Raw genomic sequence first — 14,480 nt, forward strand, 5'->3', positions numbered from 1 at the left:
CCCCCAGTCCCCAATAGTTACCAATTTCTCTATCCTCCCTTGGGTGCGGTTTCAGTTTCTCCTTTAAAACCGTGATTTTGCATAAGTATATGGTATTCCGTACTACTTGCCCATCGATCAATTTCCCTGGCTCGCAATACGGGTACTGGGTGGCTTAACTGGGCAGTGCGGGCTTCTTTCACCATTACACCCAGTTCCGTGTTACTGATGTCATCATAAGCACGGGCTTGGGCAACAAAAGCATCAAGATTTAATTGAGGTGCTAAGGTGGGAGAACCACCAGCTAACTTCATTAACACAGACATGACAACTTTGGGGTTTTGGGTAGCTAACAAAGCAGCGCGATCGCAAGTAAACTCTGCACAACGTACCCATTCTAATAACTGTGCTTGTAATGTTTGAGCTAAAACCGCACCCACATTAGGTAAAATTGCAGCTGCTAAAATGAGTAAGTTCACAGGTGTTAAATAAACACTATGATCGCATTTGAGATGTCCTAACTCATGGGCAATAACCGCTTGTATTTCTTCTGGTGTGAGCATATCAATTAAAGAAGTATGCAACACCACAAATGGCTGTTTACCCCGCATGGCAAAAGTATAAGCATTAGGGGCGGGATGTTGACGCACGTATAGTTGAGGTGGTTCAATATCTAAAATATTGCAAGCGTCTAATAATAAATTGTGTAAATATGGTAATTGTTTTTCACCCACCAAGACACTAGCAGCAATATTTTCTACATAAAAAACCTGTTCTGCCATTGGACCTAGCCAATTTCTGACCATCATATCTATACCAGGAATTTGCTTGAGAGTTTTTGTAGCTTCCAAGTCTAGAGGATGACGGAATGAGTCAGCTTTTAAACCAATTAGAGCAGTTTTAACTAAAGACATAATGATGGCAATCAATAAAAAATATTATTCCCACAGATAGTATAGCGATTAGGATAGCGATTTCAGACCCGTGATAAAACCCAATACTTGTGGGTACAGGCGATCGCCTCAAACTCACTCCTGGGAGTACGGGTAACCACGGGGGTTTGCCCCTACGACTGTATCTAAAAAGATGTCAAAAATTAATTAGGAAGAAATTATCATGTACAACACAACTCAACCTGATCCAGTTCGTTTAGAAATATTCAAAAATCTCTATCAATTTATCGCCGAACAAATGGGAATTATGCTGCAAAACACAGCAGCATCAGTTAATATTAAAGAACGGCTAGATTTTTCCTGTGCGATTTTTGATAGTTCTGGTTTATTAGTTGCTAATGCTCCTCATATTCCTGTACACTTAGGCTCAATGAGTGAAAGTGTCCGCAGTTTAATTAATGATGTTGGGGACACAATCAAACCAGGAAATGTTTATTTATCCAATAACCCTTATAACGGTGGAACACATTTACCTGATGTCACAGCTATTACTCCTGTATTTTTAGGAACTAACATAGGAAATAAAAACAATATTCCCAGTCCTATATTTTATGTTGCTTCACGTGGACATCAAGCGGATATTGGTGGTATTACTCCCGGTTCTATGCCTCCTCATAGTACCACAATTTTAGAAGAAGGAATTATTTTTGATAATTTTCTCTTAGTGCAAGAGGGAGAATTTCAAGAAACAGCAATCAGAAATTATTTGTTAAATCATCCCTATCCTAGTCGTAATCCTGACCAAAATATAGCAGATTTTAAAGCTCAAATTGCTGCTAATGAAAGGGGAGTACAAGAACTGCTAAAAATGGTTGAGCAATATGGACTAGAAACTGTTAAACTTTATATGCAGTTTGTTCAAGACAATGCAGAAGAATCTGTGAGAAGAGCAATTGATGTTTTAAAAGATGGATCATTTATTTATGAAATGGATAGCGGTGCAAAAATTGAAGTTAATGTAAAAATCAACAGAGAAACCCGCAGTGCCAAGATTGATTTTACTGGAACATCTGCACAATTAAATAGTAATTTCAATGCCCCCAAAGCTGTAACTCAAGCGGCGGTTTTATATGTCTTTAGAACTTTGGTTGATGATAATATTCCCCTGAATGCTGGTTGTCTCAAACCTTTAGAAATTATTATCCCTCAAGGTTGTATGTTAAACCCAACTTATCCCGCGGCAGTAGTAGCAGGAAATGTAGAAACTTCCCAAACAATTGTTGATGCTTTATATGGTGCTTTGGGTGTGATGGCAGCTTCCCAAGGAACAATGAATAATTTTACTTTTGGTAATCAGAAATATCAATATTATGAAACTATTTGCGGTGGTTCTGGTGCAGGAATAAATTTTGATGGTACTGATGGGGTTCATACCCACATGACTAACTCCCGCTTAACAGATCCTGAAGTTTTAGAAACTCGTTATCCTGTGCAAGTGGAAAGTTTTGGTTTGCGTTCCCATAGTGGAGGGAAAGGAAAATATTGCGGGGGTGATGGGGTGATCCGTCGTATTAAATTTTTAGAACCAATGACTGCTAATATTCTCTCTGGCCATCGTCTGGTTCCTCCCTTCGGTTTAAATGGTGCTGAAGCGGGAAAAATAGGACGCAACTGGGTACAAAGACAAAATGGCACTGAGGAAATTTTAGGTAGTACCGCTACTGTAGAGATGCAACCAGGGGATATTTTTGTGATCGAAACTCCAGGAGGAGGAGGTTGTGGTTAAATGAAGCTACACAGGCAAAACCTGCCTACGCGGGTTATGTTTTCCACCAGTGTCAGTTCATAAACTGTCACTCTCTACACTGGCTATTTGGTGTCAAAAGAGATATTCTTATCTGATGCAAGGAGTGATACCACTTCACTCATGTTTGTTACAGGTTATCTTAACAGTGCTTTCCCTAATAGCAGTGTAGAAGATTTAATCGGTTGCATACGATGAAATGGTATAAAGTTATACGGGGGGTGCCTGAGTAAGCAAAAAGGACTCAGGCGCTTTTTCGTGTATAAAAAAAATGGTGATTTTTCTGGTATCAATTTGTTCGTTTGTAATGGTACTGGAAAAGATGGGAAAATACAGGGCAGGGTGCAAGGGGAGAAAAGTTAGAGTTTTCCTCTCTCTATCAATAGCGGATTAGCGGTTTTTGTGGTTAAATGATAGGTAGGAACAGAAATCACTGTGTCGTTGCTAAAGGCAGTGAAATATAGATGGATGCGGAGGATATTAAACGGCGCTATGCCGCTGGAGAGAGATATTTTCTATCTGCTCACTTGGTTGGAATCAAGTTGATTGATGCTTATTTACCGGGAATCAATTTGTGGGGAGCAGATTTAAGTGATGCTAATCTCGCTAAAGCTAAACTTTGGGGTGCAAATTTGAGTAGGGCAAATTTAGCTGATGCTAATTTGACTAGGGCTAATTTGTGTGGCGTTAATCTCTCTGAAGCTAATCTTCGGGGTGCGAGGCTGCACTATACTAAGTTATATGGTGCGAATTTGAAGGGCGCTTGTTATGATGACAGCACGCGCTTTTCTAAGGGTTTTGATCCCGTTAGTCATGGTATGCGGAAGTTGTGAAACTTTGGTTTTATTGTTGGTGATGGGGATAAATTGGGCGATCGCATTCTCTTGGATGATAGGAGGGCGATCGCACACAACTTTATTTTTATTATTGGGGTAAAACCTTCTTTTAGTGTCAGTTTTATGATCAATTAGTTAATGTCCTAACCAACCTATCCACCGATATTAAATTTTAACCCAAAATTCAGCAATTGAGCAATCCACTTTTGCTAGTTTCAATCCCTAATAAGGATTATTTAATGTTGCAATAATTTGTTCTAAGATTGTAATTGAAATACTGCCCACCCTAAAAGGGTAGAGATTCTGGGATCAACATTAGAAAGACAACAATGGCAGCTAAAGATAAGTTTCATACTGTGGTGAGAAGAGCTTTAGAAAAGGAGGAGTGGAAGATAACTGATGATCCCCTACGACTGGAAGTTGGCGGAACCAAGTTTGAAATTGATTTAGGTGCAGAGCAACTTTTGGCCGCAGAGCGGGGCAAAGAAAAAATTGCAGTTGAGATTAAAACTTTCCTGAGTGATTCGCCACTAACCGATTATCATGCCGCATTAGGGCAATTTTTGAATTATCGACTTGCTTTAGAAATCAGTGATCCAACTCGTATTCTCTATTTGGCAGTACCAATAGGTGTTTATGAATCTTTTTTTAAGCGGGAATTTGCCCAAATTTCAATAGAGAGATATCAGATTAAACAAATTATTTATGACCCAATTGAAGAGGTAATTTTACAATGGATACCATAGCATCTTATCGCAATATCATTCAGTCGTTGTTGACTGCTTATGCTGCCATCCCAATAGCCAATGGTAAGATTGATTGTTACACTGTTTTTGATACTAAACAAGATCATTACCAAGTCATGAATGTTGGATGGGATGGCCATCGGCGTGTCTATGGTTGTGTTTTACATTTGGATATTAAAGAGGGAAAAATCTGGATTGAGCAAAATATGACGGAAATGATGGTGGCTGAAGAACTTGTAGCGCGAGGAGTTGCAAAGGAAGATATTATTTTAGGTTTTCAAGCTCCTGAAATGCGGGAATATACAGACTATGGAGTTGCTTGATTGTATCTTCATCACAATTATTTCATGTTGCAACTTTGCAATTTTATAGATTGATTTTGGGTACTATCTCCAGTTTCAATCCCTAATAGGGATTATTTAATGTTGCAACTCTGTGAAGTCCGCAACGTTAATGCACATTAAAGCAGTTTCAATCCCTAATAGGGATTATTTAATGTTGCAAGAGTTGGCAGATTTAGTCCATATCTACCGCAATGGTTTCAATCCCTAATAGGGATTATTTAATGTTGCAAGCAATGTTCCTAAATAAGAGGATTAAGCACTTCTAGCGTTTCAATCCCTAATAGGGATTATTTAATGTTGCAACGTGGTAGATCCTCGCCAATTAAATTAGTAAAAAAAGTTTCAATCCCTAATAGGGATTATTTAATGTTGCAATAAAGGGAGTGGACTGAGGTAAAACTGATTTTTGGGTTTCAATCCCTAATAGGGATTATTTAATGTTGCAATGGCACAGGAGGAAAGAAGATTAATTTCCGAACGGTTTCAATCCCTAATAGGGATTATTTAATGTTGCAAGAAATCTTTTTCTTCATTATCCATACTTGTCTCTAGGTTTCAATCCCTAATAGGGATTATTTAATGTTGCAATCTCAAGCGACTAAAGCGGGTCTTATCTGGATTGAGTTTCAATCCCTAATAGGGATTATTTAATGTTGCAATTAACTATTCTAAATAGTTGAGTTCTATCTAAACGTTTCAATCCCTAATAGGGATTATTTAATGTTGCAACCCAATGGTACGACCGAAAAACAGCCATGATGGTGCTGTTTCAATCCCTAATAGGGATTATTTAATGTTGCAAGTGGGATTAACTAACATAGAAGCGCCCTTTTATGGAGTTTCAATCCCTAATAGGGATTATTTAATGTTGCAACGCGGCATCCTGGAAGCCTAGATATATGTAGTTTTCAAGATTCGGTTGCGCGGATGTTCTAATGATAGTCCATTTCAGGAATTGCGTCAAGAGGGAAAAACGTTGAAACCAAGACAGGGTAAGGTGCGCGGGTGGTTGTTCTACACAAATAACTCCCAATCCTTGCAGAGAGAGAGATCCAGGCATTTTTTTCAACACCTCAAAATTTACACCCACCCATCCGCGCATTTCGGACTACAAACTAACCTTCCTCCGCTGCTGGTAAAGGAAAAACTTCCCCAGCCAAATAATCAGAAAAATGCTTCTGAAAATATAACCAAGAAGTCATATCTTCCCCTTCCATAAAAGCATTCGGCGCTTGCTTATACAAAGGCACACGGTTATTAATTTCCGCTTGTAACAGTGGGGGTAACTCTGTAAAACCGCCCACCTTGCCACCAATAGCACTATATATAAGTTGTCCTGGTTGTTCACCCATCTTCATCCAAGGCAACCATTGACCAATTCTATCCCAACTTAATTTTAATTCTGTAACGGAATTAAGTTCTGAGTTGAGCAAATCTGCACTCTTGACAGTAATTTTAAATAACTCAGCCGCTTGATAAGTTGGAGATGGACTGTAGGAAGCAAACTGGGGATCTTTTGCCAAAGGGTTGGGATAATGGGGAAACAGATCAAAGACAAAGGTAGTATTTTCACCTTCCACCTGTACAGGCAGTTTACCTTTAAACTTACCTTGTACGGGATTATTAGCTACGTGCATCACCGTCACAGTTTCCCCAGTCCAGGGATTTTCCCATTTTCGTAAAATTTCATCTGTTTCTGGGTTGAGGTAATAAGTCAGTTCCCTAGAAGTAAAATCCCAACGACCTTCCGCAGTGGGAATACACCGACTTACACTCATACCGATAATTTTAAATAAAAGTTGTCGCTTTTCCCCAGGGACAAAACTATAAATTTTACCTGTCCAAACTAAAAAAGTAGATTCATTAGCATCTAAGGAAGAACGAGTTTTCACCCATTGTTGGGCATCAACTTCTTGGATGTGGGCTACCATATTCTGTATATTTTCTCCTTATGATTATAGTAGGGACTGGGGACTGGTGATTGGGGACTGGTGACTGGTGACTGGTGACTGGGGAAGAAAATTTTAGATTTTATATTTTAGATTTTAGATTGGAGTTGACAAAAACAATCCAAAATTCAAAATTCAAAATCCAAAATCCAAAATACATAACTCCTGACTCCTGACTCCTGACTCCTGACTCCTGACTCCTGACCTAACTTTTTGCTACTAAAGTCCAGAAATAACCATCTGGGGCAACAAAAGAAAAACTCATTTCTCCAAATTCATTATTTACAATATTAGTAAATTTCTGTACATTACTTGCCCGAATTTTATCAAAATAATCGTGTATTCCTTGCACCCGATAAGTGTAAAGACACATTCCTAAACTTCCTGGTTGAGCAAATGTAAAACTTGATTCTAAGGGGATATTTTCTGGAAAGCGTACAATATAAAGTCTACCACTGCGAGCTTCCATTAAGTTAGTTTGAGAAGAACGGGGATCATCAAAAGCCGTAACTATAAACTTTTCCCCTGGATGGAGGTCAAAAAAATCTCGTCCTGCAAAAGAAGATTCATAGCTGGTTTCTACATCATCTCGCACACGCAACAAACCCAAAACTTCTTCATAAAACCGCAGGGTTTCTTTGCTGTCGTCTTGAACTACTAACCCCAAATGGGTAAACTGACTGGTGCCAAAAGGTGCATTGTGATTTATTTTGCCATAGTAGGGCATGACATAACCAAAGCGTTGAAATAACACCTGTCGCGTTAAGGGTTGCAGCAGTAGCATTTCTCTCACTCCCACTGCTGGATCAACAAAGGGACGGTTTTTGTGTTCTTTTTGATAAATGACTTCCCAGTAAGGGTAAGTATATCTAATTGTATGACCTGCGGCTCTGGCATTTTCCGCATGATTTAAAATCCCTAATAAATCAGCAGTTAAAGCCGTAGTCCAGCGATTACCCTTGATTTTCATGGAACTGATACCCAAACCTTGATTTATGGGATTTTCCCAAGTCATCAATCTGATTAAACCATGATCTGCATCTTGGTGATTAAGACGAATTGCTTTTAAAGAGGAGTTTACCCCATATAATTGATACGCTGTTTCTGCGTTTAATTCTCCCACTGATCCAATACGATAACCAAATTGTTGCCAATATTGAATTGCTAAAATCGGCTCTGAAACGCCAATACAAACTTCATAGATACCTTCAATTGTCGTGGTTTTTGCTTGAGTCATGGTTCAATCAATTTAGGTGTAAACTGTTAGTACATAGGCAAAGTCGGGAACAGTGGAAAGCCAGCCCGGAAAGCGAACTAAATGCGATCGCTTAAAAAGTTCACCAATCTTTGGGCTTTTCCTATGAAGTGTCAGCAGCGAGAGAATATCAAGTGCGGAAATTTCCCCAAAAGTAGACTCACACTTTTATACTATTTGAGAGATGTTCCCACATCTAAAACTGTAAACTTGATATAAATTAGATATAAATTAGGTATAAATTAGGTATAACCTAAATATACATTAGGTATAAATTAGATTTTTGATAGATTTTTGATAGATTTTTGAAGAATAATTTACGCATTTTCCTCAAGGATGCTTTACTATATTGTATAAGTTATGTCAAATCATGAGCGATCGCTTACTACCTCTGATTCTGCTTTATTAAATCAAATAGTCTCTCAGGTCTGCCAAGCCATAATTACTATTCAACAACAGCAGCCAGAATTATTAATGGAAAAGTACAGAAAAGTCCAATGGCAAAAAACAGCTAATCAATCTGCTTTGAGTGCTAAATTTACAGAATTACTCAGTCAAACTCGCAGTAGGAAAGAACTAATAAATAAGCTACAACTATATTTAAAAGCTTTCCTAGTTCCCGCAGCTTTAAATGTACCAATCATATCAGAATTAATTGCTGAAATTAGAAATCACAATCCTGTTATATCTGATTTAAATAGCTGTTTAAATTCTACATTGTTTCCTGCTTTAGTACCAGTAGGAATAGGGGTTTTACTTTTAGATGCGGAAAATTTACAACTTAAGATCAATACAGAAAAATTTTTAGCAACTATTTGTCAATGTCCAATTCAAGTGAAAATTGCCTTTGCTAATTGGAGTAATCGGGGTAAACTAGATGTAGAATTACATGAACGTGGCTATGATTTGATTCATGTTCCTGCTGGTAGGGATAATGCAGATGGAAAAATGATTGCTTTTGGTTCTTCTATTCATGAATTTTATCCCAAAGCTAAAGAAGTTTTTGTTTGTTCATCTGATAAGGTAATGACTAATTTATGCAACAATTTACAGCAACATGGGTTAACAGTATATCAAGTCAGTCAGCACGGGGAAAATATCAATATCTTCAATAATGCCACAGGTGAAACTATTATCAATAGCATTAAACCCTTACCAGAAATACCATCTATTGATCAATTTGTTCTGCAAGTTAAACATTTAATTAAAGAAGAACAAAAGCAAACAGCTAATTATTGGATTAAACTCTCTCAAATTTCTAAATTATATAAAACGAAATATCAATTAAATATTAGTAATGTCATTGCTAAATATTTACCAGGTAAACGAGCGAGAGATATTTTTATTAGCTATCCAGCAGATTTTGTAATTCATCAAGTTGATGATGTAGGAGAATTATACATCACGCTTTTTGAACAACAACATTTTTCCCAAAAAGAAGATATTAATCCAGCAGAAAATAATAAAAACTCTCAGGTTAAAAATAACTCATTAGTGAATATTTTAACCACAAAATTAGATTTAGAAAAGGCAATAAAAAATATTTGGACGGAGTTAAGCAAAGAATCTAAAAATGAAAGTTTTGATATTAGTATTTTAGCCAGTAAATTTAAGCAAAAATATGGTAAACCGATTACTGAACAAATGAAAGAGTTACAAATAGGTGGTACATTTGCCAAGTTTTTACAATCTTGTAGTGATTTTCAAGTTCAACTCAAAGATAATAAATGGCAAGTAAGTAAACTTAATTCTCCCAGCCCTGCATCTGTGTTATCATCTGTTTCATCAACTAAGATCAATTCTGCTGCTGACTTAGAAAAAGCACTAAAAATGATTCTTACAGAGTTAACGAAAGCAGCAAACAACAACTATGTTGATATTGGGATTTTAGGAATTAAATTTCATCAACAATATGGTAAACCTATTACTAAGCAAATGAAAGAGTTACAGATTAATGGTAGTTTTATCAAATTTTTACAGTCTTGTAGTTCTTTCCAGATCCAGCAGAAAGGAAATAAATTTAAAATAGTACCATCTGTCACCATGACATCAGGATAAGTATATTATACCTCTCAGAAAAAAATGTAGGGACAATTCATGAATTTTCCATACCAAGGTTTTCAAATTACGCATATTTAATTTTCGGAGATATCTAATAAGTTTTTGAATACTACTAGAACGTCGATTCAGTAATGCTAGGTAATCTGTTTTTACCTTGTAGGGGCGAAGCATTCGGACAGAATATCAATGGTTTCAGTGATAGGTTATCACCCGAATGCTTCGCCCTTACGATTAATGAATCGGTGTTCTAGAGGGTTTAGGCTTTTGTAAGGATGTATGCTAAAATAAAGCCAAGTTTAGTTGCTTTTTTCACAAATACTATTTATGGAGATTGAAAAAATGCTAAACAATCAATCTATTACCGAAATGACTTTACAAGATTTAGAATCATTGATTGATAGAATTGTTGATCAAAAAATTAATCAGATTAATGTTGCTAAAAACAACATGGAGAAAAATATTGTCGCATCATTGACAACTGATGCTGCTATAAGTGTCGGTGAAGAAATTTTAAAAGATTTTCATCCATTAGTTCAATCTGATGGTATTTTTAAAGACGATCCTTTCTTTGATGATTTTGTTGAAGAAATGGCTAAAAATCGCCGTGAATTAGATGGAGAAATAGGTGAAAATGACGAATAAAACTGATATTCTTGATTTTGAAAATCAAATGTCCACTAAACTAATCTCAAGTATAAAGGTGAAATTATGCAACTAGAAGATTATTTTGAATTTTTAGACCCAGATGATATCCGTATTAAGGGGCATAGAATCGGTATTGATGATGTGATTGATTATTACTTGCAAGGGTTTACACCTGAACAAATTCTGGAAGAGTTGCCGTCACTGAATTTAGAAAAAATTCATGCTACTATTACATACTATCTCCATAATCGTGCGGAAATAGATGCTTATATGTTGCGTTTGGCTAGGTGGAGAGAACAGCGTTATCAAGAAGCGGCTGCTAATCCTTCCCCGATGATACAGCTTTTGAGAGCAATCAAGGCTTAAAGTCATGATGAAACGATTGTAACTGAGTCAATCTTAGCAATTCCTGGTAAGATGATAACGATTAGATTAATTTTTGTAACACAATATACTGGTTTTCAGGAAATATTGGTATTATACCGTAATAAAATTAATTTATTCAGCTTTCCATAGGTTTTATAGCTTAAAAATGTACTTATAATTTTAAACAATATATTTTTAACATAACATTAAATATAAATCCAAGCAAACTAACAACAGGACTAAGTATTAAAAATGGCTAAAATGTTTCCTCCAGACTGTCCATGTAATCCTGATTTATATGGAGAAAAGATAGTATATGGTCTACTTTCTCAACTTGACGATAACTTTTATATTTTCCAAGATAGATATTGGGTTTTCAAAAACAAATATAAATGTAGAACAGAGACCGAAACAGATTTTTTATTAGTTCATCCCCAGAAGGGTCTTTTAATTCTTGAAGTTAAGGGAGGAACTAGATTTTCCTATGATGGCGAAAATGATAAATGGAAATCTGGTGATGATATTTCGTATAAGAATCCATATACAAAACAATTAGCTAATTCTAAAAAGTTACCTTTATTTTTAAAAGAAAAAATACCTAGCTTAAAAAATAAATGGTTTAATTGTGGATATGCAATTTGTTTTCCTCATATTGATATATTAGAAGGTAACTTAGCTCCCTTTATGGAGAAAGAAGTGACATTATTTAGATATGATCTAAATAATTTAAGTATGAAAATTAATGAAATATATAAATATCATAGCCTTCCTTCTCATAAACCTCTTGGAAAGAGAGTAGTAGAATCAATCAAAGATTTAATTAGTCCTCAAATTGAGTTCAAAAAATCTCTTAGTGCAGAATTAGAAGATGAGCAAGAAAAAATTATTCGTCTTACTAAGGAACAGCAAAAAATTTTAGATGGTTTTTATTATAAAGCTAATCAACCTATTCTGATTGAAGGACCTGCTGGAACTGGAAAAACACAACTTGCAATATCTCAAGCAATATCGGATATCAAAGCAGATACATTTGTTCTATTTATTACAAGTTCCCAAGAATTAAAAAATTATATTAGTTATGAGATTTCTCTGCATATAAATATAAATACAAGTAATAAATATTTACAAATCTTAACTATTCAGGAAATGAATTTATTTCCAAATATTTTAGATGGTAAAATTAATGAGGAATATGCAGAAATTAGAATTATTATTGATGAAGCACAACAATTGGAAGTAAAATTTTTAAGAGAAATAGCTGAATATACACAAGATATATCAATCATTTCCATACTAATGTTTAAAGATGATTCTCAAAAAACTAAGGAAAATGAGATACAACAAATATTTAGACCATTTCAGTACACTTTACAACAAATCATAAGAAATACAGCTGAGATTTTTGATTCTTACAAAGAATACATCAGTCCAAGTTATAAGAAAATTCAAAGACCACGAAGACATTTCAAGGAAGTTATTACAGAATATTATACTAATGATGAAGAAATGATTAATATTGTTGTACAATTAATTTTGAGGATGATAACTGTAGATAAAGTTATACCTAAGAACATAACAATACTATTTTCTAATATACCAAATGATGAGATTTTAGAAGCAACTAATTTATTACTACAGAAAGAACAGCTTGTTTTGAAAAAATTTGATTTATCCAGTAATGATAATACTAATAAAGCCAAATTAATTACCTGGTCAACTCGGCATGATTTTCAAGGGCTTGAAAATCATATAATTGTATTAGTTGAATTAGAACCTGCAACTTCTGAAACTATTGTTGTAAGGAGATTAAGATATATCGGTAGATCAAGGGCTTGTAGTATATTATATCTCTTACTAAGAAAAGATGTAGATTCAAATATCGAAAATATTGCTGATATATTTTAGTTATAATCTAAAATATCTACCCCTATTTTATCTTGACTATTAGACAATTCTGTAAAATCAAAATAATCAAAAAAGTTGAAGCTATTTTTTTGTTCAAGTATTGATGATAAAATTCTTGAAATATTATGCGAAATGGGTCTAGATATATAATTATTGATGTTATTTCTAAATAAATCCTCATCAAAATACTTACCATTATCTCTGTGAGATAATATCCATATCGCATATAAAGCGTTAAGATTCAAGTCTATTGATTTAGTAGATAGGAAACTTTGAAATATAATAATCAATTTTTCACAAAGTTTTTGATTATTCTTCACCATCATTAGTATATAAGGAGGATCTTTTTTTCTAGGTTTAACTAAATTATGAATTAATCTTGTCCTAGCATAATGTATAATATTTGGGTTTTTAAAAACCTCATTCATTGCTTTATAACCTGCAATAATAACATCACTGGTATATCCAAAATTTATAATTTTTACAATACTCCAAGTATTTTTTCTAATTGTTTTAGGATATTCTTGAATTATTTCTGGAATTTTTGATATTAAATTTATAACTAAATCTTCATCATATTCGTCAAAATTACTTAAATCGAATAAGTAGGATGTTACTGTATAACTATCTTCTTGATTTAAAGTAGAATTTAAATTAATTTTTTTAAAATCTTCCGATCTTTGCTCAAAATTGATATTATTTAAATCATTTTTCACACTTAATATCTCTTCATTTAAGTGATCAGGTAACGAAATTTCATGATCTTTTCTAAATAGCTCTTCTACAGATTTAGGATTTTGAATAATTTCTGTTTTAGTAGAGTTTAAATTTAAGCCTATTCTATGCAATTCTTCCTGAAGAATATTAACGGCTCTAATTGCCTCTTGTTTTGTATTTGTAACTATTTTAATATCATCAACATATCTGGCATAATTAAAGTTATGAGAAATCATTAATTCATCTAATTGACTAAGTAATATATTGGCGAGATATCCTTCTGTGCTATTACCAATTAATAAACCTTGTTGTTTTTTCTCTGATTTTAGTGAACTATCCACTACAGAATAGAACTCAACTTCTGGTCGTAAAATTTGACGCAACAAAGGTTCATATTTTTGGGGTAGTATATTACCTACTAAATTAAAAATTGAATTAACTAAGTAATCATGAGATATTGCATCGTAAAATGATGTTATATCAGCTTTTAAAACATAAGAATCTTTTTCCTCTTTATTATATTTTATAATTAAATCCTCAGCCCATTCTATAAATTGTTTGTGTTGAGGATAATATTCCCGAAATAAATATATAAATCCACTTTTAGACCGTTGGGTTCTATTAGCAAAACTTGTTTTAATAAAGGAGTTTTCAACTGCTAGTGCAAGGGTATTTACAAGATGATATCTAACTGCTAGTTCTTTAAATGGAATATATATACATCTTCTCAAGAAAAAGTCATTCTTGGGATAAGAATAAGCAAATGATCTATCTTGTATATAAGGTTGTGATAGTGAGTAAATATTATGGATATATTCAACTAATTGATTAATTTTAGTATCATTTTTGCAGTTAATATGTAATTCAAAAAAGTTACAAACATGATCATCATTTAATCTGCTATAAATAGAATAATAAATAGAGTTTCTTATTAATTTTAAATCAGTCAGATAATCTTCTAAATTAAATTTAATCATAAT

At 34.2% G+C, this 14,480-nt stretch carries 12 protein-coding genes and 1 CRISPR repeat array; of the genes, 8 read left to right on the plus strand and 4 right to left on the minus strand.

Going from position 1 to position 14,480, the window contains the following annotated elements; all coding sequences use genetic code 11:
- Window positions 1-29: 29 nt before the first annotated feature.
- Window positions 30-893 (minus strand): M48 family metallopeptidase, encoded by an 864-nt coding sequence (locus FFR48_RS03290; RefSeq protein WP_137666370.1) that lies wholly within the window; start codon window positions 891-893, stop codon window positions 30-32.
- Window positions 894-1,095: 202 nt separating this feature from the next.
- Here FFR48_RS03290 and FFR48_RS03295 point away from each other — a divergent pair, with 202 nt between their 5' ends.
- The 4 genes from FFR48_RS03295 (at window position 1,096) to FFR48_RS03310 (ending at window position 4,581) form a co-directional block, all read left to right on the plus strand.
- Window positions 1,096-2,658: a hydantoinase B/oxoprolinase family protein gene (locus tag FFR48_RS03295; protein WP_137666371.1), complete on the plus strand. Its 1,563-nt coding sequence runs from the start codon at window positions 1,096-1,098 to the stop codon at window positions 2,656-2,658.
- 482 nt (window positions 2,659-3,140) lie between these two features.
- Complete coding sequence (locus tag FFR48_RS03300; protein WP_096565005.1) at window positions 3,141-3,509, plus strand: pentapeptide repeat-containing protein; 369 nt, start codon at window positions 3,141-3,143, stop codon at window positions 3,507-3,509.
- A gap of 332 nt (window positions 3,510-3,841) precedes the next feature.
- Window positions 3,842-4,258: a XisH family protein gene (locus tag FFR48_RS03305; protein ID WP_137666372.1), complete on the plus strand. Its 417-nt coding sequence runs from the start codon at window positions 3,842-3,844 to the stop codon at window positions 4,256-4,258.
- Window positions 4,246-4,581, plus strand: coding sequence for a XisI protein (locus FFR48_RS03310; protein WP_137666373.1), 336 nt, complete (start codon window positions 4,246-4,248; stop codon window positions 4,579-4,581). The genes FFR48_RS03305 and FFR48_RS03310 overlap by 13 nt, the downstream gene beginning before the upstream one ends.
- Window positions 4,582-4,653: 72 nt before the next feature.
- A CRISPR array of direct repeats spans window positions 4,654-5,476; the repeat unit is 36 nt; unit sequence GTTTCAATCCCTAATAGGGATTATTTAATGTTGCAA.
- Between the two features lie 241 nt (window positions 5,477-5,717).
- Here the strand turns inward: FFR48_RS03310 and FFR48_RS03315 are convergent.
- Both FFR48_RS03315 and FFR48_RS03320 read right to left on the minus strand, forming a co-directional pair.
- A complete protein-coding gene (locus tag FFR48_RS03315; RefSeq protein ID WP_137666374.1) occupies window positions 5,718-6,533 on the minus strand; it encodes a DUF1838 domain-containing protein in 816 nt (271 codons plus the stop codon).
- A gap of 223 nt (window positions 6,534-6,756) precedes the next feature.
- Window positions 6,757-7,788 (minus strand): VOC family protein, encoded by a 1,032-nt coding sequence (locus tag FFR48_RS03320; protein WP_137666375.1) that lies wholly within the window; start codon window positions 7,786-7,788, stop codon window positions 6,757-6,759.
- A gap of 378 nt (window positions 7,789-8,166) precedes the next feature.
- Here FFR48_RS03320 and FFR48_RS03325 point away from each other — a divergent pair, with 378 nt between their 5' ends.
- The 4 genes from FFR48_RS03325 (at window position 8,167) to FFR48_RS03340 (ending at window position 12,783) form a co-directional block, all read left to right on the plus strand.
- Window positions 8,167-9,864 carry an NYN domain-containing protein gene (locus FFR48_RS03325; RefSeq protein WP_137666376.1) on the plus strand — a complete coding sequence of 566 codons (1,698 nt, stop codon included), beginning with the start codon at window positions 8,167-8,169 and terminating at the stop codon, window positions 9,862-9,864.
- A 327-nt stretch (window positions 9,865-10,191) separates the two neighbouring features.
- Window positions 10,192-10,509, plus strand: a complete 318-nt coding sequence (locus FFR48_RS03330) for a hypothetical protein (RefSeq protein WP_096565013.1) — start codon at window positions 10,192-10,194, stop codon at window positions 10,507-10,509.
- A 66-nt stretch (window positions 10,510-10,575) separates the two neighbouring features.
- Window positions 10,576-10,878, plus strand: a complete 303-nt coding sequence (locus tag FFR48_RS03335; protein ID WP_096565015.1) for a DUF433 domain-containing protein — start codon at window positions 10,576-10,578, stop codon at window positions 10,876-10,878.
- 252 nt (window positions 10,879-11,130) lie between these two features.
- Window positions 11,131-12,783 (plus strand): nuclease-related domain-containing DEAD/DEAH box helicase, encoded by a 1,653-nt coding sequence (locus tag FFR48_RS03340; RefSeq protein ID WP_137666377.1) that lies wholly within the window; start codon window positions 11,131-11,133, stop codon window positions 12,781-12,783.
- Here the strand turns inward: FFR48_RS03340 and FFR48_RS03345 are convergent.
- Window positions 12,780-14,477 (minus strand): reverse transcriptase domain-containing protein, encoded by a 1,698-nt coding sequence (locus FFR48_RS03345; RefSeq protein WP_096565019.1) that lies wholly within the window; start codon window positions 14,475-14,477, stop codon window positions 12,780-12,782. The two genes, FFR48_RS03340 and FFR48_RS03345, sit on opposite strands and share 4 nt — an antisense overlap.
- Window positions 14,478-14,480: the final 3 nt, after the last annotated feature.

Origin of the sequence: Sphaerospermopsis reniformis (assembly GCF_005402885.1) — a bacterium.
In the GTDB taxonomy this organism is placed as follows: Bacteria; Cyanobacteriota; Cyanobacteriia; order Cyanobacteriales; family Nostocaceae; genus Sphaerospermopsis; species Sphaerospermopsis kisseleviana.

Coding starts and splice junctions, on each gene's coding strand:
- FFR48_RS03290 (WP_137666370.1), bottom strand. CDS start 893: ATGTCTTTAGTTAAAACTGCTCTAATTGGTTTAAAAGCTGACTCATTC.
- FFR48_RS03295 (WP_137666371.1), top strand. CDS start 1,096: ATGTACAACACAACTCAACCTGATCCAGTTCGTTTAGAAATATTCAAA.
- FFR48_RS03300 (WP_096565005.1), top strand. CDS start 3,141: ATGGATGCGGAGGATATTAAACGGCGCTATGCCGCTGGAGAGAGATAT.
- FFR48_RS03305 (WP_137666372.1), top strand. CDS start 3,842: ATGGCAGCTAAAGATAAGTTTCATACTGTGGTGAGAAGAGCTTTAGAA.
- FFR48_RS03310 (WP_137666373.1), top strand. CDS start 4,246: ATGGATACCATAGCATCTTATCGCAATATCATTCAGTCGTTGTTGACT.
- FFR48_RS03315 (WP_137666374.1), bottom strand. CDS start 6,533: ATGGTAGCCCACATCCAAGAAGTTGATGCCCAACAATGGGTGAAAACT.
- FFR48_RS03320 (WP_137666375.1), bottom strand. CDS start 7,788: ATGACTCAAGCAAAAACCACGACAATTGAAGGTATCTATGAAGTTTGT.
- FFR48_RS03325 (WP_137666376.1), top strand. CDS start 8,167: ATGTCAAATCATGAGCGATCGCTTACTACCTCTGATTCTGCTTTATTA.
- FFR48_RS03330 (WP_096565013.1), top strand. CDS start 10,192: ATGGAGATTGAAAAAATGCTAAACAATCAATCTATTACCGAAATGACT.
- FFR48_RS03335 (WP_096565015.1), top strand. CDS start 10,576: ATGCAACTAGAAGATTATTTTGAATTTTTAGACCCAGATGATATCCGT.
- FFR48_RS03340 (WP_137666377.1), top strand. CDS start 11,131: ATGGCTAAAATGTTTCCTCCAGACTGTCCATGTAATCCTGATTTATAT.
- FFR48_RS03345 (WP_096565019.1), bottom strand. CDS start 14,477: ATGATTAAATTTAATTTAGAAGATTATCTGACTGATTTAAAATTAATA.